This is a genomic window from Parapedobacter sp. GCM10030251, assembly GCF_042666505.1.
In the GTDB taxonomy this organism is placed as follows: domain Bacteria; phylum Bacteroidota; class Bacteroidia; order Sphingobacteriales; family Sphingobacteriaceae; genus Parapedobacter.
In genome coordinates, this window is record NZ_JBHTDN010000004.1 from 461,909 (window position 1) to 485,925 (window position 24,017).

A 24,017-nucleotide genomic window follows, 5' to 3' on the forward strand; every position below is an offset into this window, starting at 1 on the left:
GATTTTTACAAAACATCCGACTTTGGCGACAGCCGTCACGGATGTACCCGCAGTCGGAATATAACCACTGCCGAAAATTTTTCTGCAGCGATCGATTGTCAGTTTGGTGAGGGTAACGACGATATTCACGAAAAACCTTAGTGTCTACAATAAGTTGGTAAACCGCTGGGCCAATCAATCGATTATTGTTACGTTTGTTTATGGAATCAAGAAGATCGTTTCTGAAAAAAGCTTCCCTGTTGGCGGGAGCCGCCGCGGCAACACATGTAATGCCCAATTCGATCCAACGCGCACTAGCCATCGACGCCGTTGAAGGCAGTACGTACCTCGATGCCGAACATGTGGTATTCCTGATGCAGGAAAACCGATCTTTTGACCACTGCTATGGTACTTTGCGCGGCGTGCGTGGTTTTAACGACCCGCGCGCCATCAAACTGCCGGATGGATTGCCGATTTGGGTACAGCATAATGCTCAAGGAGAGCATTATTCACCTTTCCGTCTTGATATTACCAATACCAAAGCCACTTGGATGGGGTCGCTTCCGCATGGGTGGCGCGACATGGTGCATGCACGAAATGACGGTAAAATGGATACCTGGCTAGAAGCAAAAAGAGCAGGGAACCCGGAGTATCGGCACATCCCGCTGACCATGGGATACTACGATCGGGAAGATATACCGTTCTACTATGCCCTTGCGGATGCCTTTACCGTGTGTGACCAGCATTTTTGCTCATCCCTTACCGGCACCAGTGCCAACCGGTCCTACTTCTGGTCGGGAACCATCCGTGAAGAACCGCGCAATCCGGATGCGGTAGCGCATGTGGACAATGGACAGATTAACTATAAAGCCGTGCGCTGGAAAACCTATCCCGAGCGCTTACAGGAAGCGGGTATATCTTGGAAAGTGTATCAGAACGAACTGAGTCTTCCGGTTGGTTTTGAAGGCGAGGAGGAAGACTGGCTGGCCAATTTTACGGATAACAACCTAGAATTCCACAAGCAATACCATGTACGTTTTCATCCGGCTCACGGCAGGTATATGGAAAGACGCATCAGCGAACTGCAAAAAGAGTTGGTAGATTCGGCTACGGTAGACGCAAAGACGCTAGTAAAAAAGAGGGACGAGTTGACACAGCTTCAAGCGGATTTGGCACGGTATAGCGCTACAAACTTCGAAGCACTTTCCCCAATTGAGCAAGAAATCCATCGGCGCGCATTCATAACCAATACCGGTGACCCACATTATCATGAACTGGAGACCATTCATTACACCGATAACGGTGGAGAGAAAAGTGTTCAAGTGCCCAAAGGGGATATCTTCTACCAGTTCCGTAAAGATGTGGACGAGGGCAATTTACCAACCGTTTCGTGGTTGGTCGCTCCGTGTAACTATTCGGATCATCCCGGAGCACCGTGGTTCGGCGCGTGGTATGTATCTGAAGCGATGGATATCCTGACGAAGAACCCAGAGGTATGGAAAAAGACCATTTTTATCCTCACGTACGATGAGAACGATGGGTATTTCGATCATATGCCCCCCTTTGTGCCACCTCATACCGATCGACCGGAGGCCGGTGCCGTGGCTCAGGGTATCGATACCCGGGATGAATACGTCACTGTCGAACAGGAAAAAGTCCGGACCGGCAATCCGGAAGCGACATTAGACAGTCCAATAGGACTTGGCTTCCGGGTACCTATGGTGATTGCTTCACCCTGGACTAAAGGTGGCTGGGTCAATTCAGAAGTGTTTGACCATACCTCCGGCTTGCAGTTTCTCGAACATTTTCTCGAAAAGAAGACTGGTAAGCGAGTGAAGGAAACTAATATAAGTAGCTGGCGGCGGTTGGTTTGCGGAGATCTAACTTCTGCTTTTCGCCCCGTCACCGCTTCTGATTCCCCACCGTTGGAGGCACTCGGTCGTGATGCGTATGTTGAGCGGATTTATCGGTCGCAAAAAAAGGTGGTGCCAGGTAATTTCACGCTTGTCGATCCGCAGAATCCGCGATTGCCCAAACAGGAGCCGGGCACGAAGCCTGCATGTGCCATCCCTTACAACCTATCCGCGACGGCCATGGTGATAGACGATCGGCTTGTGCTGACGTTGTTGGCCATCGGGAGCGGCCCAAAGATTAAGACAACCGTAGGTGCACCATTTCAGGTGCGTACGCTGGTGCCATTCGATGGAGAAGCCCTCCCCGGCAGGACTTGGGATTTTTCGGTGCGCGAGGGCGAGCCCTTGGATTATAGCTGGCCGCTTGAGCGTTTTCCGGCAGGCAACTATCACGTGCAAGTACATGGTCCGAATGGCTTTTTTCGAGCGTTCAAAGGCGGCAAAGACGACCCTCGCCTGAGCGTGTTGGTGGAGGCCGATACAACCAGCCGCGGTATCTCTGTGTCATGTAATTCGGAGGACGATCTGCACGTTACAGTAAAAGATTTATCTTACAGTGAGTTTCGGAAATCATGGGTTGTCGGTTCGTTGCGAGCGCCCTTATCTTTGGATTTAAAAGCCTCAGGAGGATGGTATGATATCGAGGTGAAAGTGGCCGGCCACGTCGGCTTCAGTCAGCGTTTTGCCGGCCATGTCGAAACGGGAGACCCGAGCATCACGGATCCGTTGATGGGTGGAAAATCATCAACGCCAGCTTGAGGCCGGTTACCGGCCTCAAGCTGGCGTTCTCATTTTTTAACAAAATCATAACATGTTGTGCCTTATTTGGTTGCATTTCTGCGTTAACTTCGTAATGTGGAAAATAGGATCGATAGAGAACTGATTGCCCGGATTCGCCGGTCGGATGAACGTGCCTTTTATGCGTTCTGTAATCGGCACTGGAAGTCACTTTATCTATCTATGTTAAGCGAAACCGGCAGTAAGGATGAGGCATTCGAGCGGGTGAAAGGGTTGTTCGCTGAATGTTGGAATCGGCGTAGGCGCCTGCCCGAATTGTCGACAACAATCGTGGAATATGTAGTTGCCAACGGACTGGACAAGTCGGAAATTGATCACTTACGAGGAAGTGTCATTCGGTTATTCGGCGAAAAGCACTGCTTTCTTTGGCTAATCTCGATGCCAAAAAAGCTGGTGAATTTCTTAAGCGTTCTTTTGGGCGATAAATATTTGAAGTATAAATGAATCAACCGAAACGGACAAACCTTACCGAAGTAGTTCAAAATAGCCGGCTCGACCTGGAAGAACCGATACTAGGACGTCAGTTACTCATTGGTCTGCAGCATCACGTTCAAATACAGCATGTGATGTCTTCCAGAAGAGTACGGCAAAACCTCGTGATATGGATTTCGGTCATTGCTGCCATCGTTACCGTCATAGTTGCCGTCAAGTTGGCCTAAAACGGCTATTTATCCCTTCGTTAACACGGGTTTAATATAGCCTTCTTAACTTTGGATAATGAATTTAAAGCGAACCACACCTGTGTTTTTGAATCATCTGGTTGATGATTCTCATCGAGCGAAACCGCTGCCGCATCCCACCGGTACATATCCGTATCGATTGAATATTCGCGAAGTATTGGGCGACGTGAGCTGGTTTTTGAAGCAGCGGATGAGTTTTCACATGGTGGGCGATACAGGAAGTTTTCGGCATTCCGCATTTCAATCGCGGATCGCGTCTGTGCTGGCGCAACAAGCCAATGAAAATCCATCCACATCTGAACGTCCCGCTTTCCTGTTCCACCTGGGTGACGTCGTGTACAATCATGGCGAGGCTAGCGAGTACCCTAAGCAATTTTTTGCGCCATATGAGGATTACCCGGCACCAATATTTGCCATTGCAGGTAATCACGATGGGGATATCAATCCGGACAGTGACCTCATCTACCAGAGCTTGGACACATTCATGGATGTTTTCTGCGACACATACCGGCGTAAAATAAGGTTTTCGGGAGGGAGCAAACGGCTTAGCATGATACAACCTAACGTTTACTGGACATTGGAGACTCCCCTTGCTCGTTTCATTGGCCTATATGCCAATGTCACGAAACACGGTATCATTTCGGCCGAACAACAAGAATGGTTTATTGAGGAACTGAAAAGCGCAGATAGGTACCGACCGGACCAAGCATTGATTGTATGTCTTCACCATGCTCCCTACTCGGCCGATACGAACCACGGCTCCAGTCCGGCGATGATTGCATTTCTGGAAAATGCTTATAAAGAGGCAGATGTTAGACCCGATATTGTATTTAGCGGACATGTGCATAACTATCAGCGTTTTACTAAAATCTATGAAGACGGAAGCTCCGTTCCCTATGTTGTAGCGGGGGCAGGCGGATACGCCGATTTGCACCCCATTGCTACGATCTCGGACCCGCGAGTTTCGCCGCTCGATATAGATGTACACAAGGTGCGGATGGAAAATTTTTGCGACGATCGGTTCGGGTTTCTAAAAGTAAGTATTGAAAAAGACAGAGAAGATTTGTTATTGATAGGCGAGTATTATACAATGGGTCCGGATATCCTCATGCAACATCCACAAGAGGCGGTATTGTTTGAGCGGTTCTTCGTTCCGATCCGAAACCGTGCCCCTTCATTTGCGGATACGGCAACCATAAGATAGCATAAAATTAATATTAACTTGTCCTAGGAAAATGTTTATTTGTCGTTCAAAAATTAAACGATTTGATTGTGAAAAAAACTATGTTAATTCCCGTTATGCTGGTTTCTGCCAGTATGTTGTACGCACAGTCTACGGTTACAGGCTATGTGTACAACGATGCCAACGGTAACGGTAAGCGCGACCGCCGCGAAAAAGGGGTTTCCGGTGTTGCAGTGAGCAACGGAATAGAGGTATTCGCGACTGACGCGGATGGCCGATATGAATTGCCATTGGGCGATGACAACATAATTTTTGTCGTTAAGCCAGCGGGCTATGCAGTGCCCGTGGATGAAAGCAAACTCCCGAAATTCTACTACATCCATAAGCCCAATGGGTCGCCCAAGTTGAAATACGGCGGCGTAGCACCAACGGAACGTCTACCCAAGTCGGTTGATTTTCCACTTATCGAAAAACAGGAACCTACTGACTTTACGGCTTTGGTTTTTGGGGATCCACAGCCTTATACGGATGAGGACATGGAAAACTTTAATCGAGCGGTCGTGGCGGAAGTGAAGGGTATTCGGAACGTTGCTTTCGGCTTGAGTTTAGGTGACCTTGTAGGCGACAATCTATCCATGCACAAACCCTATCTGAAAACCACCGCCCAAATAGGCGTTCCTTGGTATAATTTGATGGGTAACCACGATATGGATTACGATGCTACAGCCGATTCGTTGGCAGATGAGACGTTCGAAGCAAGTTTCGGGCCGGCTAATTATTCGTTCAACTATGGTAATGCGCATTTTATCATCTTGGACGATATCCTTTATCCCGATCCGCGAGATCAGAAAGGATATTGGGGCGGATTCCGGAAATCGCAATTGGATTTTGTGGAGAATGATTTAAAACACGTGGACAAGGAAAAATTGGTTGTGTTGGCTTTCCATATACCCTTATTGCATGAAGAGGAGGGTTCTTTCCGGAATGCGGACCGCCAGCGGTTGTTTGATCTGTTGAAAGATTATCCCTACACGTTTGCGATGTCGGCACATACCCACCTACAACGCCAGAATTTTTACACGAAAGAGGATGGCTGGCGACGTGATAAACCGTTTCATGAGTATAACGCAGGTACAACGTCCGGTGATTGGTATTCGGGAGAATTAAATGCGCAGGGTATACCAGTTTCCACCATGCGCGACGGCACACCAAAAGGATATGCGTTTCTAACGATTAAAGGCAATCAATATACCATCGATTATAAAGTGGTTGGACAACCAAACGATGTTCAAATCAAACTCTTTCATCCTCAGGTCGTGGCACGCGGCAGACGTGCACAGTCCGGTATTTTTGCTAATTTCTTCATGGGATATGAAGACAACAAGGTGGAATACCGCATTGACGATGGTGAATGGAAACCGATGAGCCATATTGAAGCCCCTGATCCGGATTTTGTTTGGTCTCTATACCGGTGGGATACTACCGAAGAATTGATGCCTGGACGGAGACCGTCGAACGCGGTGGTAAGTACGCATCTTTGGCGTGGTAATATACCTACGGACTTGCCCGCAGGTGAACATCGGATCGAAGTTCGGGCCACCGATATGTTTGGTAGAACATTTACCCAACGGAGTTCTTATCGTCTGGCCGATCCGCGGTAAGAAGAAGAAATAAATCATTTAATAGTCACCTTAAGCAGCGCGTGCGGCTGATTTCGATCGGTCGCACGTTGTATTTAACAACACTGCTAAAAAATTACATTGAATAAAGACAAGCCAAGTATTTATTGCCGACTTTTGTGAGAAACGGGAGACGTTAGACAAAGAAACTCGACATGGGAAAGGATATCGAAACGATCGCAGACATTAAAATGCTGGTGGATACGTTTTACACAAACGTTCGGGAAGACGGGCTGATCGGCCCGATATTTAACGGTGTTATCCAGGGACGATGGCCTGAACATCTCAATAAAATGTACCGGTTTTGGCAAACGGTTTTGCTTGATCAACACACCTATTTTGGCGGACCATTCCCTCCACACGCGGAATTGCCTATAGACAAGGCGCATTTCGACGCTTGGTTGAATTTGTGGAAAGAGACGGTGGATTCTCATTTTGCGGGAGATAAGGCTGACGAAGCTAAATGGCGTGCAGAAAAGATGGCAGCTATGTTTTTATCGAAGATTACGTATTATCGGCAAAACGTTTCAAAGCCGCTGTTATAAAATGGATCGGGAGAAACTCAGCGTAAAACGGGTATACGAGCCTTATGATTCAACGGATGGGTTTCGGATATTAGTGGATCGTCTGTGGCCCCGTGGTTTAAAACGGGACGACGCTCGGTTGGATGAGTGGATGAAAGAGGTTGCGCCTTCAACTGAATTGCGGACCTGGTTTGGGCACGATCCGGAAAAATGGGAAGCGTTCAGGCAGCGGTATAGACAGGAATTGGAGGAGAACGAGGCGGTGGACCACCTAGTCACCATTTTAAAAGAAAAAGACCATGTAACTTTATTATATGCAGCTAAGGATCCGGTGCATAACCAGGCAATCGTACTTAAAGATTTTATTATTGAATCTGATTCCTAACGCGCTGCTCATCAATATAACCTTCGTGTTCCCAGGTAACTTTTTGCTTATTATATAATTTCAAAACCGGTAAGGCAGAAACACCAAGTGTTTTGCATAGTTGCTGATTCTCATCCGCATCAATGCGGACGAGAATGAGCTTATCAGCCATTTCGCTGGCAATTTTTTTTAAGAAGGGTTCCATTTTTTTGCACGGTTCACACCAATCAGCGTAAAAGTCGACCAATACCAACTTGTCGGAGTGCAACAGGGTTTGGTATTGGCCTAGGCTTATTCCTTTTAGTGTGGTTGTGGGTGCCGTCTCAGGCAGATCTTCCGCTCGCCATTCCATGATTCCGCCCTTCAGCTCGACAATGGTGTCGAAGCCCATTTCTTTCAGGCGGTCCGTGGCGGCCGTACTTCTTCCTCCGCTTAGGCAATAAACGAAAAGGGGAGTCGAAGGTTCGAATTCAGAAACGCTGTGATCAAAATCCTTCCCTTTCCAATCGATATTGATTGCGTTTTCCAAATGTCCTTTTTCAAATTCTTCGGGAGTTCGCACATCCAGAATTAACGCATTTTCGGTTTCGCTGATTTTTATTGAAAAATCTTTTGCCGAAAGGCGGATCGGCTCATGTTGCGCATGACCGCCGGTACAACTGATGATTCCGATGGCAATGGAAAGGATTACCGCCAATTTATTCATTCCGCGCGTATTTGTTAATCTTTTGCAAACATAGAAAATTTACTTTTTATCTCTCAGACTCTCAATGATCCGCGGAATCCTCTTGCGGCGTAATACGACTCTGCGCCGTTGTGATAGATAAAGACTCTTCCAAAACGGTAATCACCAAAGATGGCACCACCGAGCGCCCGAATATCCGCGGGTGTTTCTAGCCAACTTGAGGTTTTAGTGTCGAATTTTCCGAGTTGTTGAAGCTCGCGGTATTGCTCCTCGGTTAGAATGGTGATCCCCATTTCGGTCGCCAGATCAATCGCACTGTTTTGGGGTTTATGTTCTTTCCTTGATTCCCATGCCGCCCGGTCGTAACAAAGACTTCGGCGGCCTTTTGGTGTCTCAGGCGAACAATCGATAAAAATGTATTCTTTGGTACTTTTGTCGTAGCCAACTACGTCGGGTTCTCCGCCGGTTATCTCCATTTCATCGAGTGTCCATAGTTTTTCCGGATTTGCTTCCAATTTCACCAGCACATCGGCCCATTGAATGCCTTTGTGTCGGTTCATATTTTTCTCGAACCGGGTTTTCAATACCTTAAGTAGCTCGTCGCGCTGCTCGGACGCCAATTCTTTTTTGTAGTTATTCATCAGAAAATAGTTGTTCGTTACTTGTTTGTTGTTAATGGAATTATCCCTCTAGATATGTTTCATTTAACACGCGCCTATCACATTTGGCTGCTTATTTTCCTGCTAGGAGGTCTGAAATACCATGATAGGACTGTCAAAACTACCAAAAGTGCCGGTCCGAAAAGTTCTGTTGCACCATTTCCGGCGGCTAAATGAGAGAAAATTGCACCGGTCATCGTAAAGAAAAAGCCGGCATATGCCCATTCCTTAAGCAACGGAAGCCTGGGAACAAGTATAGTAATTACCCCTAAGATTTTCCAAATGCCAATGAGGGTAAGCATGTAGGCAGGGTACCCTAATCGTGAAATATTGGCAACTTCTTCTTCCAATCTAATCAACTGCACTATTCCGGTCGACACCATTCCCAATGAAAGCCATACGGTGGCAATCCAATAGATGATTTTATTGCGCTTTGTCATAATTTTTGTCTTTTAACCGGTTGCAAACATTCTGGAGGCGGTTATGCGCCATGTTGAGGCCTTGGGCGAAAGGTAATTGGAGCAATTGATCTCGGGCTACTACCGACTTAAATACGATGTGCATGGTTAATTTACTGGTGTCGCTGGTAAGTTCCTCAAAGTCCAGGAATTCAAGCTGGACGGCGAATGGCGTATTGTCCATTTCAAAGGTGCGCGTGATTCGTTGGTTTAATACGAGATCATGAATCACCCCATTGGATTGAAATACCACATTTCCCTGCGGATCGCTGGTTTCAAATTGCCAGCTGCCGTGTTTTTTATTTTCCAGTTTCAATACCTTGGTTCCCATCCATTGTTCGACAATTTCGGGATCTGTATATGCCCTGAAGAGCAACTCTACGGGTAAATCGAATTCACGGGTTATCAATAATTCTTGCCGACCCTCTTCGGCATGGATTTTTGTCTTTCGTTCCATAGTTACTGTGATGATTTGTATTTTTTCATAACGGCTTCCAATTTATTGAATCGATCGTCCCATAGGTTACGGAATGGCTCGATAAAATCTGCAATTGCTTTCAACTTTTTGGGGTTTAATTGGTAATAAATCTCCCGGCCGGTTTGCTCCTGTTGCAGTATTTCACATTCGGTAAGAATTTGAATATGTTTCGAAATCGTTTGTCTGGAGGATGCAAAGTTTTCGGCAATTGCACTCGGGGTCATGGCCTGGAGGGCAACCAAGGTGATGATCGCCCTTCGGGTGGGATCGGCGATGGCTTGAAATACATCTCGTCGTAATTCCATTGTGCAGTTATTTGACTGCAAATATACGTGCAGTCAAATAACTGCACAAATATTTTTAAACTTTTATCGTTTTGTCCCTTTATTGATCCAGATGATATATCCGGTTATGGGCAAGCTCGCGCAAAATAGGGAAATAATAAACGCAAGGATCTTGGTTGGCCATCCGCCGATATTACCTGTATGGATATCGTAGTTCAGGGAGGCCAGGCGATCGCCAGCCGCTTGATTACGATGGCTGTCGATTTTATCGATCCTGAGGGACGATTTTTCGAAGTAATACCAGTTGAATTTTCCGGTTCTCTGTTCTTCCAAGCGCACTTGTACATCAAAGCCACGGTCATCTTCATTGCGGAGGCGAATGGACATCATTCCCGCACCCCGATTTTCTTCGAGGAGGTAATGTAGCGCGTCGTCCAATGGGTTTACACTTTGTCTGGAAATATGGGGTTGGGCAATTTCGGAAGAGGGCTGCGCTTTGGCGTTCAGTTGGTTCAGGCCTTTGGCGACAGCCGATTTCCAATTCGGAAAGCTGAAGAAAAGTCCGGTTAGACCGATGGCAATTCCCAAAAGAAAAGAATAGAATCCGATGATATTATGCAAATCGTAATTCAGGCGTTTCCATTTTACCGACCACTTTGGCCAGAAACTTCTGCGTTGGCGTTTACCCTTCCATTTCTTTGGCCACCATAATACAAGGCCGGATATCATCACGAGGATAAAGATCAGGGTGGAATAGGCGACTACGGGATGGCCATATTTCTTTCCCAGAAGCAGATTCATGTGCAATTGCAGCATTACCTGGAAGAATTCTGTTTTGGAGTTCTCGATGGCTACCACTTCCCCGGTGTAAGGGTTGATAAACACACGTTTGTAATAGTTGAAATAGTTCCAATGGCCAAACGCCTCCTCATTGACGGACTGTGCGCGGAATATCCACGACCGGTCTTGCGCAGGATAAAGGTCGACGCGCGTGATTTTCTCCCCGTCGGTTAGCGCGCGAGTTGCAACTTCAGTCAGTTTGCTCAGGGGCAGCGTCTTGTTGGAGCCGGTACTTGAGATAAAATATTTCTCCGGATAGCATATCTGTTTCAAGTCGTCATGGAAGGTGTAAATACAGCCGGTGAGTCCCAAAATAAACACCACGACGCCAGAGACAATCGCGAGCCACTTATGAAGCCATAATATGCCGGCCTTGACCATTAGAATTTATAGGCTACCGTTAGGGATGCGTTCGTTCCCGTTCCCTTGACATACTCGGCATCAAGCGCCCGGTACTGGCTCACAACCGGATAGTAGTCCTTGTTCAATAGATTTTCGACACCCAATCCTACCGACCACCGGGCGTTAAACCGGTACGAACCAGAGAGGTTGAACAGAGAAATAGATTCGACCGATCCTTCCGAGTTTTTGAAAGTCCCCTGGTCGTTTGCATCGAACCGATCACGCGATCCAGTATACAGCCAATGCAACTGAAGGTTTAGTTTAGGGTTGGGTGTAAAATAGAGATAGGCGGTTGCCTTTGGCGGAGCGATTCGTGACCCATTTAAGTACATTTTGGATCCATCTTCCTGTTCGGATTTGCCTTCCACAAACGCATAGGTTCCGCCAAGGGTCCACATTGGATGTATTTTTGCATCGATGGCCAATTCAAAGCCTTGGACGACTTCGGGTAGGCGTTGGGCCATCAGATACCCGCCCACATCTACCAATTCCACACCCATTTTCGAACTGCTGTAATAGTAGGAGGCCGTCAGGTTAAAGATTCGGTAATGGCTGGAAAACCCGATCTCGTAATTGTTGGTGATAACGGGATCGGTCTTTATGCTATCCAGGTCATTGTCGGTAGCGCGGCGAACGATCCGGCCCAATTCATTGATGGCAAATCCTTGGGAGAAACTGATGAAAGGATTGAAGAATGCATACTTGTTATACCGCAGTCCTGCATTGAATGTTGCGCCTTTGTATGGAATTTTTCCTCCTTTTACGGCGGTGCTGCCCTCGTTGTTCGGGCCAGTGGCGATGGTGTTGAAGTCGTTGATCGTAACCGTCGCATTTTCGTAACGGGCCCCTGCTTTAAGAATCAGGTTTTCGATGAAATCTATGCGCAGCTGTGCATAGGGTGCCACATTCAGCATGTCCATAAACGGAATATAGACCCTGCCATCGGTAAGGTTTTGATCGGTAACATCATTCAGGACGTCCAAGCCATAGGTTAGTTCAGCGGCCGATTGGAAGAGTTGAAATGGCGAATTGAGGTTTAGGCGCAAGCCTTTTTTCTCGGAGTTAATTTGGGTTTGTCCGGGGCCATACCATGCCGTTCCATTCGCTACATAGCGATTCATTGACCGAAAAGTGTTGTAGTACAGTGTCGCTTGCAGCGAATGATTGCCCCAAATACCCGTTTTGCTATAATTGATCATGGCGTTGTGGTTGTAAGGGGTTCCCGTAGGTTCGCCGGGATCTTCTCCTTTGATGCCGATGGTTGGGCTTTGATCGTACTTACCCGTTTGGCTGATGTATTTTGCATGTTGGGTACTGTTGTAATAGTTGTACCAAGCCGTAATGGAGGAAGTGGAATCAAAATCATACCCCAGTTTGATGAAGCCGTTGTTCTGGTACGAATTGGATAATCCATCGGTCTGTCCCAGTGCCAGTCCGTCGGCGTCCCGTTGGAGGCCGGCATAATCGATGGAAGCACTTAAGGTATAACTGAATCGCTGTTTCCGGCCGTACAGCAGCTGTGAGAATTTATAACCCGCAGTTTCACCTGCATGAAAGGGATTGATACCACTTCTTACGCTGCTTAAGCCGTTGATGGCCTTGCCGTTTTCCGGGCTTTTTCTTGTAATGTAATTAATAATGCCTCCTGCCGATCCATTGCCGTAAATGGACGTTGCGCCTTTGATTACCTCCACACGTTCAATCACGTTAGGGTCGATGGTCCTGATATCGCGCGATCCATTCATGAGTGGAGTCGACTGGGGAATTCCATCAATTAACACCAGTACGGCACGGCCCCTCAGGGTTTGGCCGGAGTTTGTCGCTTTATTGGTGGCAGGCCCCAATCCTGGTATGGTAGCCCCCAAAATAGTGGATAGGTTGTTGTTGATCTGACTTTGGGCTTGGATTTCTTCCTCGTTTAAAATGGAAATCGAAGAAGGAACGGTCGAAATGTGCTCAGGCTTTCTTCCCGCTGTTATAACCACTTCATCCAAATTATTCCGGTCGGTAAGCACGAGTACCAAGCTATCTTGAAGGTCCGCTTTTTCGATTAAGCCCGTTGCCGTAGCGTATCCAATGTACGAAGTTTGAATTCGGTAGGGCGCTTGAAATGAACTTAGGTCTCTAATCAAAACACCATTGTCATCCGCATAACCCACATTTTTCTGATTGACGCTGATATTGGCTTGGCCGATCCGTTGGTTGTTTTGGTTTTTTACGATAATTTTTAATTCCTGTGCATGGAGGATTTGAATGCATGCTGTCAGGAAAATAACAATGCGTAAAGAATACATGATACTTTTACTATTTAGACCAAATTTAAATTCCGCAAAAGTAAAAGTATTCGCCCGTTTGAAAAATAAATATGAAAATTTCTTATCTGCCGGGGGGCAACTATAGCGCCATTTCGCTTTGATAAGTGACCAAGCGGTTTGGCAGATTGTTAAAATTGGCGAAGTTAAATCGTAAATTTGTCTGCACATAGATTTTCTATCTGGATAGAATGATGATTTAGCGAATATGAGTACACTATTCATAAAAAACATGGTCTGTAGCCGTTGCATTTTAGTCATTCAGGGCGAACTGGATAAGTTGGGTATAGACGTTAAAAATATAAAGTTGGGTGAAGTGACACTTGCAAGGGAACTTACCACCGAAGAAAGGGAGAAGCTTGAAGAAACCTTGGTACCGCTGGGGTTTCAGGTAATTGACGACAGAAAGAGCCGTATCATCGAAAAAATCAAAAATGTCATTATTGATTTGGTACATCATCAGGACAACGGTCTAAGGTCGAACCTTTCGGATGTATTGAGCGATAAACTCAATCATGATTACAATTATCTGTCCAACTTATTCTCAGAAGTAGAGGGAACGACCATCGAGAAATATTTCATCGCACAAAAGGTGGAGAAAGTAAAGGAATTGCTGGTATATGATGAGCTGTCTTTGAGTGAAATTGCCCTGCGCCTAAACTATTCGAGTGTCGCTTATTTAAGCAACCAATTCAAAAAAGTCACCGGATTGACACCAAGCCATTTCAAACAGATACGGGAGGATAAGCGGAAACCGTTGGACAAAGTGTAAATCTTACAAATCAATTCCATAATTACGTAACAACCGATACTGATTTTGTTGTCACCTTTGCAATGTAAAAGCAAAGCAGACGAGTATGGCAACAAATAATAATAGAGAACCTATCTATCTTCCGTTGGAGGATGTAGAAAGCGAGCACTGCGCGTTAATCATCGAAAAAGGATTGGCGCAGGTACAAGGTATCGAAAGCCACAAAGTGGAACTTAACAACCGCAGGGCGGCCATTACGGTGGATGGCAATGAGGTAGTGTCCGAAGCGGTAAAAGCGGTAAAAGATCTTGGTTACGGTGTTACTACAGTTAAAAATTCCTTTCCCGTTCTGGGGATGACCTGTGCTTCCTGTGCTGGAAGTGTGGAAAGCATCATTGCGCACGAGCCGGGAGTCGTAAATGCTTCGGTAAACTTTGCCACAGGAAACCTGACCGTGGAATACTTACCCAACATGACAGATGCAGCAAAGCTACAAAAAGCCGTACGGTCCGTAGGATACGATCTTTTGGTAGAGGAAGAGTCCACGCAACAAGAGACCTTGGAAAATATCCAGACGGAAAAATTCAAAAAATTAAAAACCAAAACCCTTTGGGCCATCCTGCTTTCACTTCCGGTAGTGGTTATCGGTATGTTCTTTATGGATATGCCCTACGCAGATCCGATCATGTGGTTTTTTTCCACTCCGGTAGTCCTATGGTTAGGTAAGGATTTCTTTATCAATGCGTGGAAGCAGGCCAAGCACCGTTCGGCAAACATGGATACGTTGGTGGCATTAAGTACGGGTATTGCCTATGTATTCAGCGTGTTCAATATGCTTTTTGCCGACTTTTGGCACCAAAGGGGATTGCATGCTCACGTATATTTCGAGGCGGCAGCCGTTATTGTCGCATTCATTCTTTTAGGTAAACTTTTGGAAGAAAAAGCTAAAGGAAACACTTCCTCAGCCATTAAAAAACTGATGGGCTTACAGCCAAAAACGGTTGTCGTAATAGAAGCGGATGGAACAGAAAGACAAAAAGCCATCGAAGATGTAAACGCAGGCGACATTATTCTGGTAAAGCCGGGCGAAAAAATCGCTGTGGACGGTATGGTTGTGTCGGGCAATTCGTACGTGGATGAAAGCATGTTGAGCGGTGAGCCCGTTCCCGTCCTTAAAAAGGAGAATGAAAAGGTATTCGCAGGCACCATCAACCAAAAGGGTAGCTTTCAGTTCAAAGCGGTAAAAGTGGGCAAGGAAACCATGCTCGCCCAGATCATCAAAATGGTGCAGGATGCGCAGGGAAGCAAAGCTCCCGTACAAAAGCTGGTTGACAAGATCGCGGGTATTTTCGTTCCCGTGGTCATCGGTATTGCAATCCTGACATTTATTGCCTGGTTTTTCTTAGGCGGCGATAATGGCATAGTGCAGGGATTGTTGGCATCTATCACGGTATTGGTCATTGCCTGTCCCTGTGCGTTGGGATTAGCCACACCCACGGCAATTATGGTCGGTGTAGGCAAGGGAGCTGAAAAAGGAATTTTGATTAAAGATGCGGAAAGCCTTGAATTGGCCAAGAAAGTAGACGCAATCGTTTTGGATAAAACAGGAACGATCACCGAGGGAAGACCGGAGGTTACGGGTATCGAGTGGCTGAACAATGACGATGCGACCAAAAATATCCTCTTGAGCATCGAAAAGCAATCAGAGCACCCGTTGGCAGAAGCCGTGGTGAAAAACCTGCAAGGTGCTTCCATCACAGCATTGTCGAACTTCGACAGTATCACGGGTAAAGGAGTAAAGGCAGACCATAATAACGAAACCTATTTTGTAGGCAATAAAAAACTGTTGGCTGAAAACACCATTACGATTGCGGAACCGCTGCAACGGCAGGCGGATGAGTGGGGCAGCCAGTCAAAGACCGTTATTTGGTTTGCAAACAGTAAAGAGGCTCTTTCGGTGGTGGCTATTTCCGATAAAATCAAGGAAACATCGGTGCAGGCTATCAGGGAAATCCAGGATATGGACATCGACCTGTATATGCTCACAGGCGATAATGAAGCGACTGCCAAAGCCATTTCATCGCAAACAGGCATCAAACACTATAAGGCAGAAGTATTGCCGCAACACAAAGCCGACTTTGTAAAAGAACTGCAACAGCAGGGAAAAGTGGTGGCAATGGTTGGCGACGGTATCAACGACAGTACCGCTTTGGCAACGGCCGATGTTAGTATCGCAATGGGTAAAGGGTCCGACATTGCAATGGACGTTGCTAAAATGACGATCATATCTTCGGACCTTACCAAGATACCACAGGCGATCAGATTGTCAAAACAGACCGTTGCAACCATTAAACAAAACCTGTTCTGGGCATTCATCTATAATCTTATCGGTATTCCGATTGCCGCAGGTATCCTTTATCCCATCAACGGCTTCTTATTGAACCCGATGATTGCAGGCGCTGCCATGGCATTGAGTAGCGTGAGCGTGGTAAGTAACAGCTTACGTTTGAAGTGGAAGAAGTAAATTTATATCAACAAACAAGAAAAATGAAAAATATAGAATTGAGCATACCCGGTATGCAAAGCACGCACTGCCAATCAAGGGTTAGGGGAGCTATCGCAGGCATTGCTGGTGTTGACATCCAAAGACTGGAAGCTGGAAGACTGATCGCTGCTGTCGAAAGTGACAAAGTAAAAGAGAAATTGGTCGAAACCATCGAAAAAGCCGGCTACGAGGTGAATAAAAACAGCAACGAAAAGTGACGGATGAAAAAATATACCTGGAGCACGCACAAAATTGTACAAGAGACCAAAGACGCCATAACTATTTTTTTTAAAACAGGCTCGCAACTATTCAGTTACCTGCCGGGGCAATACCTCAACCTCACTTGTACCATAGGTGGAGAGCAAGTCAGCAGATCATATTCATTTAGCTCCATTCCGTCCGACGAGTTTCCATCCATTACCGTGAAACGTATTGCCGATGGAAAAATGAGTAATTACCTGCTGGAGAATGCCGCGCTTACCGACACATGGGACGTGGAGGCTCCATTCGGCAATTTCACTTTCGATCGAAAGCTTGCCCCGGATTCCAGAATTGTCTTCCTCGCCGGAGGCAGTGGTATCTCTCCGCTTTTTTCGATGCTGAAAAGCATAGGTCAAGATACCAATCCTCCTTTGTTGTTATACAGCAACAAATCGCCCGAAGAGGCCATATTTTGGAATGAACTGGAAACCATGCGGTCAGAGAACCGTTTGAACATTTACCACTCCTTTACGTCCCCGTCCCACATATCGGCACAACTCGACCATATTTCCGGAAGGTTTACACCACTTGTACTCCGTTCTATATTGTTTAGCCGGATCGAAAATCTTGAGAAAGCCCATTTTTATATTTGTGGGCCAACGGAACTGATGACCCTTTACCATGACGTGTTACTGGGGATAAATATTGCCGAAAGGCAAATCCACATGGAATACTTTGATCCGATAGTCGTTGAAATCCCGCATATAGGGAACGACGGTATCACTAGGGAAATATTGTTAAGCTACTTTACCGATCAGTATGTTAACGATGAATTGCAAAGCTATGAATGCACGTCACTTATCGAAGTGGATGCCGGAGTTTCACTTCTGGACGCAATACGGGATTACGGCATTCCCGTTCCACATTCATGCAAAAAAGGCACCTGCGGATCCTGTTGGGCAATCAAAACCGACGGACAGGTACAAATGGTCAATAACCATGCACTAACGGAACAAGAAATATCGGAGAGCATGGTCCTATTGTGTCAGAGTTACCCGTTGGATCACAACGTGAGTATCACGATTCATGATAACTATACCCAGGCCGGAAAGGAATGAGTTTATGCAATGGTCACGTCGTCCATGAGATATACATCCTGAATGGTGTGTAATAATTCAACTCCCTCGTTAAAAGGTCTTTGAAATGCCTTTCTGCCACTTATCAATCCCGTACCTCCGGCACGTTTGTTAATGACGGCAGTCCGAATCGCTTCCTCAAAATCATGCTTTCCCGATGCTCCGCCGGAATTAATGAGTCCTGCGCGCCCTGCATAACCGTTTAAGACCTGATACCTGCACAGGTCAATGGGATGGTCCGTACTCAATTCGCTGTACATCCGTGCATCCAATTTCCCGTAACTGCTATCGCCGATGTTCAACGCTTTGTAGCCGCCATTGACTTCCGGTAGTTTCTGCTTGACGATGTCCGCTTCTATGGTAACCCCCAGATGATTGGCTTGTCCGGTAAGGTCGGCGGACAAATGGAAGTCGGTACCGTCCTTTTTGAATGCATCGTTGCGCAGATAACACCACAATATGGTGGCCATCCCTAGGGAATGCGCCTTTTCAAATGCCTGGCTTACCTCAACAATTTGTCTTCCCGACTCCGTTGAGCCGAAATATATAGTTGCTCCGATGGCTGTCGCTCCCATATTCCACGCTTCCCTCACCGTTCCGTACAGGACCTGGTCACTCTTATTGGGATAAGTCAACAGCTCATTGTGATTTATTTTTACAATAAATGGGATTTTATGGGCATATTTCCGGGCAACAGCTCCTAAGACACCAAAGGTGGAGGCTACGGCATTGCAACCTCCCTCGATAGCCAGTTTTACGATATTTTCAGGATCAAAATATATCGGATTGGCCGCAAAAGATGCCCCGGCACTATGCTCAATGCCCTGATCAATGGGTAAAATGGATAAGTATCCGGTATTGGATAAGCGGCCATGACCGAAAAGGTTTCCCAAACTTCTAGCACCTGCGGACCTCTATCCGAAATGCCGTAAACATCGTTTATGAAATGGGGGGATGGCAGGTGGAGTAACTGTTTTGGTATCGCTTTACATTGATGATTAAGTAGCTCTTCTCCGCCCAGGTATTGCGTTAATTCACTGATGTTCATAATATCTATTTTTTACGTTAACGTTTTTACACATTCTACGCCATCTTCCTCTTTTCATCGCCATAAGAATCGTAAAAAGCTCATTAAATCGTAGAAAGTGTGGCATCCGATTCCGTTGACGATAGTATCGATGAGTATCTGTTAAAGATAGCAAGTTTTTAGATGGATGTGCGAAACAATCGCAGGATTGTCATCCAGTTTGTTGCGGAACAGATAATTCAGGTATGCAAGGATGAACGGTCGTCGATAAAATAAATCAGTAAATATCATAAACTAAACAAAGAATATTGTAAAGAGCAAGGGCCAATATGTACCTAAATTTGTAATATCAAATAACAAATAAAAACTCAATAAAATGAAAAATAACAATCTTCAATTTAAAACGAACCTTAATTGCGGCGGATGTGTATCGAAGGTGAAATCTGATTTGGACAACGCCGCAGGTATCTGCGAATGGGATGTGGATACAAGCAATAACGATAAAATTCTGACAATAAAAGCAGATGGCATTACCGAAGACGAGGTGGTAGCTATCATCAAGAGTAAAGGTTTTAAAGCCGAGCCTTTGACCGTATAAGTCGGGCTTGGAATCACTGATCGAATAAAAAGGAGATAACATGAAAAAGGTAATATTGGCACTTACCGTCATATTTTTTGGAAACTCGGTGTATTCTCAGCATACGGATGTCCTATTAAGCAGTTATTTCAACGTGAAAAATACATTAGTAAGCGGCAATAGTAAAGCAGCATCCGAGGGTATCGCGTCCTTTAGCCAAGCATTGAAAACCGGGGCAGATTTTTCGCAGAAAGCAGCCCTGCTCAAAGCTGCCGAAAAGCTGAACAAAGCGGGCAATAGCCTTGAAAAACAACGGGCCGCTTTCAACGATGTTTCTACCCTTATGTGGAAACTTGTAAAAGATTCGGACGACGTTGATCAACCAGTTTACTACCAATATTGTCCGATGAAGAAAGCTTATTGGTTAAGCGAGGAAAAGGAAGTCAAAAACCCTTACTACGGTTCCTCAATGCTGACCTGCGGTAAGGTGACGGAGACGAAAAATTAATCATCGCGTAGGGGAACTTTCGGTGTTTGTCAGTTCTGTTTGGGCAGTCCTTTTGACGGCAGTCAATCCTGCCTTGGCTCGGCATTTCATCCTATGGTAAGCAAATCATATTTTCTTAAATGAATAAAAAAAGCAATAACTCACTGATACTGGTGGCACTGCTGTTTTCATTTTCAACAGCCTACGCCCAAAAAGTGGTGCGTTACGAGCTGGTCCTCAAGGATACGATGGTAACCTTTGCAGGAAAAGAGAAAAGGGCCATTGCAGCAAACGGACAGATACCGATGCCGACGCTCGAATTTACAGAGGGTGACACGGCAGAGATCGTGGTGCATAATCAGCTAAAGGAAAGTACAGCGATCCATTGGCACGGCCTATTCCTGCCTAATAAAGAAGACGGGATACCACATTTAACGCAAATGCCGATAAAGCCGGGCACATCGTTTACGTATCGCTTTCCGATCGTTCAGAACGGTACACATTGGTATCATTCCCACGCAGGTTTGCAGGAACAGATAGGTATGTACGGTAATTTCATCATGCACAAAAAACCTGACGATAAAACGTTCCGCAAAGGAATAGACGACCTGCCGTCCGTCCCCGTTGTGTTAAGTGAATGGACAAACCTCAAACCCGAAAACGTACACCGTATGTTGCATGCAGCCAGTGATTGGTTTGCAATTAAAAAAAGGGCTACCCAAAGCTATTCTGAAGCAATCCGCAGCGGACAATTCAAAACCAAGCTCACGAACGAATGGAAGCGGATGCTCGCAATGGATGTCAGCGACGTGTACTACGAAAGGGTACTGATGAACGGTAACCACATAACCGAACTGAAAAGCATTGATGGCAAAGCGCTAAAAGCGGGCGACAAAGTACGGTTACGCATTTCCAACGGTGGTGCATCGTCTTACTTTTGGCTTCGCTATGCCGGTGGCAAAATGAGTGTAGTGGCAAGTGATGGCAACGATGTGGAGCCCGTTGAGGTGGACCGACTGATTATCGCCGTCTCGGAAACCTACGATGTCGTTGTGACCATTCCGGAAGACGGTAAGGCCTTTGAATTTATGGCTACCACAGAAGATCGCTCTCAATCGGCAAGCTATTTTATAGGCATGGGAGAAAAGCAGCATGTGGGAGCATTGCCCCGTCTGAAGTATTTCGAAGGAATGAAGATGATGAATGATATGATGAAGATGAACGGCGACCTCGATGATATGGGTATGAATATGTCCTTGCAACAAATGGATATGAACGTTGTAATGTACCCGGAAATCACGGGCGAAGAAAAGGGAAGGGGTAAGGAAACGCATGACCATCATAACCACGATATGAATATGGACGACGCTCCGGGCCGTTATGACGCCAATGCGTTGAGCGATATCGTTACACTCCACTATGGTATGCTCAAATCTCCATACAATACCACATTGCCAAAAGATGCACCTGTCAAGGAACTGAACTTCACCCTTACGGGAAACATGAACCGTTACGTATGGAGTATGGATAACCGCATACTTGCCGAAACGGATAAGATACCTGTTAAAAAAGGTGAGGTTTTACGGATCACCATCTACAACAACTCGATGATGCGGCACCCTATGCACCTGCATGGCTTTGATTTTCGGGTATTGAACCAGCACGGCGATAATGCACCATTGAAAAACATCATTGACATTATGCCGATGGAAACCGATACCATAGAGTTTTTGGCAAATACAGAGGGCGATTGGTTTTTCCATTGCCATATCCTATATCACATGATGGCGGGAATGAATAGGGTATTTGCGGTGGATGACTACAAAAATCCGTATTTGCCCAACAAGGGAGAAGCCTACCGGATGTTACAGCGTGAACACAATATGCCCCATTTGATGGCACAGAGTGATTTTGCCACCAATGGTATCGACGGTGAAGCCATGCTAATGAATGCACGGTACAGTTTGGGTACGGAATGGCGTTTGGGCTACAACGATATGCACGGCTACGAAGTGGAGACACACTTTGGCAGATATATCGGAAAAATGCAATGGTTGATGCCCTTTGTAGGTTTCGATTGGCGATACCGCAAAATGGGAATGGACGAACATGAAAAAAACCTGTTTGGGCAAGTCAACAACAAGGATCGTCGGGCAGCGGTCAGTCTGGGAGCAATGTACACTTTGCCAATGCTCGTCAATATACAAGCAGAAGTTTACCACGACGGGATTTTCCGATTATCGCTAATGCGGGAGGATATACCTATTTCCAAGCGGCTAAGGGCGGGTTTTATGATCAATACCGATAAGGAATACATGGGAGATCTTCGCTATATCCTTACCAGGCATATCGGTATCCGGGCACATTACGATAGCGATATGGGATTTGGCGCAGGGCTTTCGCTCAACTATTGATAAAGGATGTGAATTAATCGCAAACCTCGCATCAAACACAGGAGATCATATTGAGTAAGATGTTCGGAATGCATGACGTCACCACAGGGACATCACATGTTGAACCGGACTTTTATAGAATGTGGATACCGTTTCAGCCAAATGGGGTGGTACACACGGCCGATTTTATGGTGAGGGTTGTCGAGGGTGGAAAAATAACGAAGGCCACGTCGCCATTGCAATTGTAACAAGATTTAAAACGGCAAAAAAAAGGAGATCCGTTTTGGATCTCCTTCAGTAGCCCGTAGGGGAATCGAACCCCTGTTTCAAGAATGAAAATCTTGCGTCCTAACCCCTAGACGAACGGGCCTTTTTTTGATTCCGAATAAACCCCTTTGGCTTTTCGGTCTGCAAAGATAGGAGTATTTCCATTCGATGCAAGAATTTTTTTGCAGAAAATGCAAACAGTTCGCTAAAGCCGCTATTGGACTAAGAAAAATGCTTCTTCGCGCATGACCTGCTGCCCGGCAGCGCTAGTGGTTGGGTGGTTTCTGATTGTCGTATCTACCACGCTGAAGCCATTCGCCAACAACAGTTTCTGTGCTTCTTCCGGAGTATACAGGGTAAAGCCGTAGGCAGTAAACGGAAGCTGTTCCATAAATGCCTTTGTGGCAATTGCGAGACAAAAACACCCATCAGGCTTAAGTATCCGCCTGATTTGGGCCAGTTGTACCGCGGGCTTTTTCCAAAAATACAACGTATTGACAGTAAATATTCGATGAAACACTGCATCGGGAAACGGGAAATGTACGCCGTCGGTCCATTCAAATGCTGCGTGCCCCCGGTTGATGTCATCGCCATTGATTTCCCGGGCTGTAGCGACCATGGTTTCCGATATGTCGACGCCCGTGTAATGGATGTCATCCGCTTTAGCGAGCACATAGGATGCAAACCGCCCATTTCCAGGGCCTATTTCCAGTACCCTGTCACCGGCGCGGCAATCAAGCACGTCAATCGCATACCGGGTCATATCCGCATTGCTGATATTCATGTGGGCCGCCGTCTGGATACCTGCCTCGCCTTCCGGCTTGGCTAATTGTGCGGCTACCGCCCGAAAGTCAATCGCTTCGCTCATGATTTTACCGTTTATCTACGCTATACTTGCCGGGGCCTATAAATGCAAAGCCTAAAAAGACAATCCCCATTTCGATCGCATGTGATGCACCTTTTAAACCATCTCCGGCCCCCAGGTGGTGAAGAGCAGCAATCAACATGGTGAACGCCAGGACCAGTGCCGTAGGCCTGAAAAAGAGACCGATAAGGAAGAATAATCCACCGATGGTTTCCGCGAGGGCTGCAAGCAGTCCCCAAACCAAGGGCAGAAACGTAATGCCAATCTCTCCCATGGCACCGCCAACTCCTTCCCATAACTTGGGGCCGCCCAATAATTTGGGATATCCGTGCATAATAAACATCACTCCCAAACCGATCCGGACAAGTAGCATGCCGGTGTTTTTAAAATTGCTCAATGATGATAAGGCAGCCATACGTATGTTTTTCTATTTTATTCTTCCTGTTATTTTACGCGCAAATTGACTTATCTTTGCGCAAAGATGCAAACGGCGGGATTCATTTTTCTGTAAAATTGGATCTTTTACCTAC

At 46.2% G+C, this 24,017-nt stretch carries 24 protein-coding genes and 1 tRNA gene; 14 read left to right on the top strand and 11 right to left on the bottom strand.

Going from position 1 to position 24,017, the window contains the following annotated elements; translation table 11 throughout:
* Nucleotides 1-200 precede the first annotated feature (200 nt).
* The 7 genes from ACFQRK_RS14150 (at nt 201) to ACFQRK_RS14180 (ending at nt 7,141) form a co-directional block, all read left to right on the top strand.
* Nucleotides 201-2,651, top strand: coding sequence for a phosphocholine-specific phospholipase C (locus ACFQRK_RS14150; RefSeq protein ID WP_379007757.1), 2,451 nt, complete (start codon nt 201-203; stop codon nt 2,649-2,651).
* A gap of 96 nt (nt 2,652-2,747) precedes the next feature.
* Complete coding sequence (locus tag ACFQRK_RS14155; protein ID WP_379007760.1) at nt 2,748-3,134, top strand: hypothetical protein; 387 nt, start codon at nt 2,748-2,750, stop codon at nt 3,132-3,134.
* Nucleotides 3,131-3,349, top strand: a complete 219-nt coding sequence (locus tag ACFQRK_RS14160; RefSeq protein ID WP_379007761.1) for a hypothetical protein — start codon at nt 3,131-3,133, stop codon at nt 3,347-3,349. Before ACFQRK_RS14155 ends, ACFQRK_RS14160 begins: the two co-directional genes overlap by 4 nt.
* Before the next feature lie 58 nt (nt 3,350-3,407).
* The gene (locus ACFQRK_RS14165) at nt 3,408-4,574 is read left to right on the top strand and encodes a metallophosphoesterase family protein (protein ID WP_379007763.1); all 1,167 of its coding nucleotides are present in this window, start codon (nt 3,408-3,410) and stop codon (nt 4,572-4,574) included.
* Nucleotides 4,575-4,642: 68 nt separating this feature from the next.
* Complete coding sequence (locus tag ACFQRK_RS14170; protein WP_379007766.1) at nt 4,643-6,214, top strand: calcineurin-like phosphoesterase C-terminal domain-containing protein; 1,572 nt, start codon at nt 4,643-4,645, stop codon at nt 6,212-6,214.
* Nucleotides 6,215-6,387: 173 nt separating this feature from the next.
* Nucleotides 6,388-6,777 (top strand): group III truncated hemoglobin, encoded by a 390-nt coding sequence (locus ACFQRK_RS14175; protein ID WP_379007768.1) that lies wholly within the window; start codon nt 6,388-6,390, stop codon nt 6,775-6,777.
* Nucleotide 6,778: 1 nt separating this feature from the next.
* Nucleotides 6,779-7,141: a DUF488 domain-containing protein gene (locus ACFQRK_RS14180; RefSeq protein ID WP_379007769.1), complete on the top strand. Its 363-nt coding sequence runs from the start codon at nt 6,779-6,781 to the stop codon at nt 7,139-7,141.
* Here ACFQRK_RS14180 and ACFQRK_RS14185 read toward each other — a convergent pair.
* The 7 genes from ACFQRK_RS14185 to ACFQRK_RS14215 all read right to left on the bottom strand — a co-directional run bounded on the left by ACFQRK_RS14185 (nt 7,122) and on the right by ACFQRK_RS14215 (nt 13,220).
* Nucleotides 7,122-7,826 carry a thioredoxin domain-containing protein gene (locus tag ACFQRK_RS14185; protein WP_379007772.1) on the bottom strand — a complete coding sequence of 235 codons (705 nt, stop codon included), beginning with the start codon at nt 7,824-7,826 and terminating at the stop codon, nt 7,122-7,124. The genes ACFQRK_RS14180 and ACFQRK_RS14185 overlap by 20 nt on opposite strands.
* Nucleotides 7,827-7,879: 53 nt before the next feature.
* Nucleotides 7,880-8,446, bottom strand: a complete 567-nt coding sequence (locus ACFQRK_RS14190) for a DUF4256 domain-containing protein (protein ID WP_379007775.1) — start codon at nt 8,444-8,446, stop codon at nt 7,880-7,882.
* A gap of 77 nt (nt 8,447-8,523) precedes the next feature.
* Nucleotides 8,524-8,904, bottom strand: coding sequence for a DoxX family protein (locus tag ACFQRK_RS14195; protein WP_379007777.1), 381 nt, complete (start codon nt 8,902-8,904; stop codon nt 8,524-8,526).
* Complete coding sequence (locus ACFQRK_RS14200) at nt 8,888-9,379, bottom strand: SRPBCC domain-containing protein (protein WP_379007779.1); 492 nt, start codon at nt 9,377-9,379, stop codon at nt 8,888-8,890. Before ACFQRK_RS14200 ends, ACFQRK_RS14195 begins: the two co-directional genes overlap by 17 nt.
* Before the next feature lie 2 nt (nt 9,380-9,381).
* Nucleotides 9,382-9,705 (bottom strand): ArsR/SmtB family transcription factor, encoded by a 324-nt coding sequence (locus ACFQRK_RS14205; protein ID WP_379007781.1) that lies wholly within the window; start codon nt 9,703-9,705, stop codon nt 9,382-9,384.
* Nucleotides 9,706-9,768: 63 nt separating this feature from the next.
* A complete protein-coding gene (locus ACFQRK_RS14210) occupies nt 9,769-10,905 on the bottom strand; it encodes a PepSY-associated TM helix domain-containing protein (RefSeq protein WP_379007784.1) in 1,137 nt (378 codons plus the stop codon).
* On the bottom strand, nt 10,905-13,220 hold the full coding sequence (locus ACFQRK_RS14215; protein ID WP_379007785.1) for a TonB-dependent receptor: 2,316 nt from the start codon (nt 13,218-13,220) through the stop codon (nt 10,905-10,907). The genes ACFQRK_RS14210 and ACFQRK_RS14215 overlap by 1 nt, the downstream gene beginning before the upstream one ends.
* Before the next feature lie 226 nt (nt 13,221-13,446).
* On the opposite strand from ACFQRK_RS14215, the gene ACFQRK_RS14220 reads away from it, so the two are divergent.
* The 4 genes from ACFQRK_RS14220 (at nt 13,447) to ACFQRK_RS14235 (ending at nt 17,853) form a co-directional block, all read left to right on the top strand.
* Nucleotides 13,447-14,010, top strand: a complete 564-nt coding sequence (locus ACFQRK_RS14220) for a helix-turn-helix domain-containing protein (protein ID WP_379007788.1) — start codon at nt 13,447-13,449, stop codon at nt 14,008-14,010.
* Nucleotides 14,011-14,095: 85 nt separating this feature from the next.
* Nucleotides 14,096-16,513 (top strand): heavy metal translocating P-type ATPase, encoded by a 2,418-nt coding sequence (locus tag ACFQRK_RS14225; protein WP_379007790.1) that lies wholly within the window; start codon nt 14,096-14,098, stop codon nt 16,511-16,513.
* A 23-nt stretch (nt 16,514-16,536) separates the two neighbouring features.
* Nucleotides 16,537-16,752 carry a heavy-metal-associated domain-containing protein gene (locus ACFQRK_RS14230; protein ID WP_379007792.1) on the top strand — a complete coding sequence of 72 codons (216 nt, stop codon included), beginning with the start codon at nt 16,537-16,539 and terminating at the stop codon, nt 16,750-16,752.
* 3 nt (nt 16,753-16,755) lie between these two features.
* Nucleotides 16,756-17,853 (top strand): FAD-binding oxidoreductase, encoded by a 1,098-nt coding sequence (locus ACFQRK_RS14235; protein WP_379007794.1) that lies wholly within the window; start codon nt 16,756-16,758, stop codon nt 17,851-17,853.
* A 2-nt stretch (nt 17,854-17,855) separates the two neighbouring features.
* Here the strand turns inward: ACFQRK_RS14235 and ACFQRK_RS14240 are convergent, their stop codons facing one another.
* Entirely contained in the window at nt 17,856-18,764 is a 909-nt protein-coding gene (locus tag ACFQRK_RS14240) for a class I fructose-bisphosphate aldolase (RefSeq protein ID WP_379007795.1), read from the bottom strand.
* Between the two features lie 510 nt (nt 18,765-19,274).
* Here ACFQRK_RS14240 and ACFQRK_RS14245 point away from each other — a divergent pair.
* The 3 genes from ACFQRK_RS14245 to ACFQRK_RS14255 all read left to right on the top strand — a co-directional run bounded on the left by ACFQRK_RS14245 (nt 19,275) and on the right by ACFQRK_RS14255 (nt 22,376).
* Complete coding sequence (locus ACFQRK_RS14245) at nt 19,275-19,496, top strand: heavy-metal-associated domain-containing protein (protein ID WP_379007797.1); 222 nt, start codon at nt 19,275-19,277, stop codon at nt 19,494-19,496.
* A 40-nt stretch (nt 19,497-19,536) separates the two neighbouring features.
* Nucleotides 19,537-19,983 carry a DUF3347 domain-containing protein gene (locus tag ACFQRK_RS14250; protein WP_379007800.1) on the top strand — a complete coding sequence of 149 codons (447 nt, stop codon included), beginning with the start codon at nt 19,537-19,539 and terminating at the stop codon, nt 19,981-19,983.
* Between the two features lie 119 nt (nt 19,984-20,102).
* Nucleotides 20,103-22,376: a multicopper oxidase family protein gene (locus tag ACFQRK_RS14255; RefSeq protein WP_379007802.1), complete on the top strand. Its 2,274-nt coding sequence runs from the start codon at nt 20,103-20,105 to the stop codon at nt 22,374-22,376.
* Nucleotides 22,377-22,653: 277 nt separating this feature from the next.
* Here the strand turns inward: ACFQRK_RS14255 and ACFQRK_RS14260 are convergent.
* The 3 genes from ACFQRK_RS14260 to ACFQRK_RS14270 form a co-directional block, all read right to left on the bottom strand.
* A tRNA-Glu gene (locus tag ACFQRK_RS14260) sits at nt 22,654-22,725 on the bottom strand.
* 111 nt (nt 22,726-22,836) lie between these two features.
* Nucleotides 22,837-23,490, bottom strand: coding sequence for a class I SAM-dependent methyltransferase (locus tag ACFQRK_RS14265; RefSeq protein WP_379007805.1), 654 nt, complete (start codon nt 23,488-23,490; stop codon nt 22,837-22,839).
* 4 nt (nt 23,491-23,494) lie between these two features.
* On the bottom strand, nt 23,495-23,902 hold the full coding sequence (locus ACFQRK_RS14270) for a DoxX family protein (RefSeq protein ID WP_379007807.1): 408 nt from the start codon (nt 23,900-23,902) through the stop codon (nt 23,495-23,497).
* Nucleotides 23,903-24,017: the final 115 nt, after the last annotated feature.

Coding starts and splice junctions, on each gene's coding strand:
- ACFQRK_RS14150 (WP_379007757.1), top strand. CDS start 201: ATGGAATCAAGAAGATCGTTTCTGAAAAAAGCTTCCCTGTTGGCGGGA.
- ACFQRK_RS14160 (WP_379007761.1), top strand. CDS start 3,131: ATGAATCAACCGAAACGGACAAACCTTACCGAAGTAGTTCAAAATAGC.
- ACFQRK_RS14165 (WP_379007763.1), top strand. CDS start 3,408: ATGAATTTAAAGCGAACCACACCTGTGTTTTTGAATCATCTGGTTGAT.
- ACFQRK_RS14175 (WP_379007768.1), top strand. CDS start 6,388: ATGGGAAAGGATATCGAAACGATCGCAGACATTAAAATGCTGGTGGAT.
- ACFQRK_RS14180 (WP_379007769.1), top strand. CDS start 6,779: ATGGATCGGGAGAAACTCAGCGTAAAACGGGTATACGAGCCTTATGAT.
- ACFQRK_RS14185 (WP_379007772.1), bottom strand. CDS start 7,826: ATGAATAAATTGGCGGTAATCCTTTCCATTGCCATCGGAATCATCAGT.
- ACFQRK_RS14190 (WP_379007775.1), bottom strand. CDS start 8,446: ATGAATAACTACAAAAAAGAATTGGCGTCCGAGCAGCGCGACGAGCTA.
- ACFQRK_RS14195 (WP_379007777.1), bottom strand. CDS start 8,904: ATGACAAAGCGCAATAAAATCATCTATTGGATTGCCACCGTATGGCTT.
- ACFQRK_RS14200 (WP_379007779.1), bottom strand. CDS start 9,379: ATGGAACGAAAGACAAAAATCCATGCCGAAGAGGGTCGGCAAGAATTA.
- ACFQRK_RS14205 (WP_379007781.1), bottom strand. CDS start 9,705: ATGGAATTACGACGAGATGTATTTCAAGCCATCGCCGATCCCACCCGA.
- ACFQRK_RS14210 (WP_379007784.1), bottom strand. CDS start 10,905: ATGGTCAAGGCCGGCATATTATGGCTTCATAAGTGGCTCGCGATTGTC.
- ACFQRK_RS14215 (WP_379007785.1), bottom strand. CDS start 13,220: ATGTATTCTTTACGCATTGTTATTTTCCTGACAGCATGCATTCAAATC.
- ACFQRK_RS14220 (WP_379007788.1), top strand. CDS start 13,447: ATGAGTACACTATTCATAAAAAACATGGTCTGTAGCCGTTGCATTTTA.
- ACFQRK_RS14225 (WP_379007790.1), top strand. CDS start 14,096: ATGGCAACAAATAATAATAGAGAACCTATCTATCTTCCGTTGGAGGAT.
- ACFQRK_RS14230 (WP_379007792.1), top strand. CDS start 16,537: ATGAAAAATATAGAATTGAGCATACCCGGTATGCAAAGCACGCACTGC.
- ACFQRK_RS14235 (WP_379007794.1), top strand. CDS start 16,756: ATGAAAAAATATACCTGGAGCACGCACAAAATTGTACAAGAGACCAAA.
- ACFQRK_RS14245 (WP_379007797.1), top strand. CDS start 19,275: ATGAAAAATAACAATCTTCAATTTAAAACGAACCTTAATTGCGGCGGA.
- ACFQRK_RS14250 (WP_379007800.1), top strand. CDS start 19,537: ATGAAAAAGGTAATATTGGCACTTACCGTCATATTTTTTGGAAACTCG.
- ACFQRK_RS14255 (WP_379007802.1), top strand. CDS start 20,103: ATGAATAAAAAAAGCAATAACTCACTGATACTGGTGGCACTGCTGTTT.
- ACFQRK_RS14265 (WP_379007805.1), bottom strand. CDS start 23,490: ATGAGCGAAGCGATTGACTTTCGGGCGGTAGCCGCACAATTAGCCAAG.
- ACFQRK_RS14270 (WP_379007807.1), bottom strand. CDS start 23,902: ATGGCTGCCTTATCATCATTGAGCAATTTTAAAAACACCGGCATGCTA.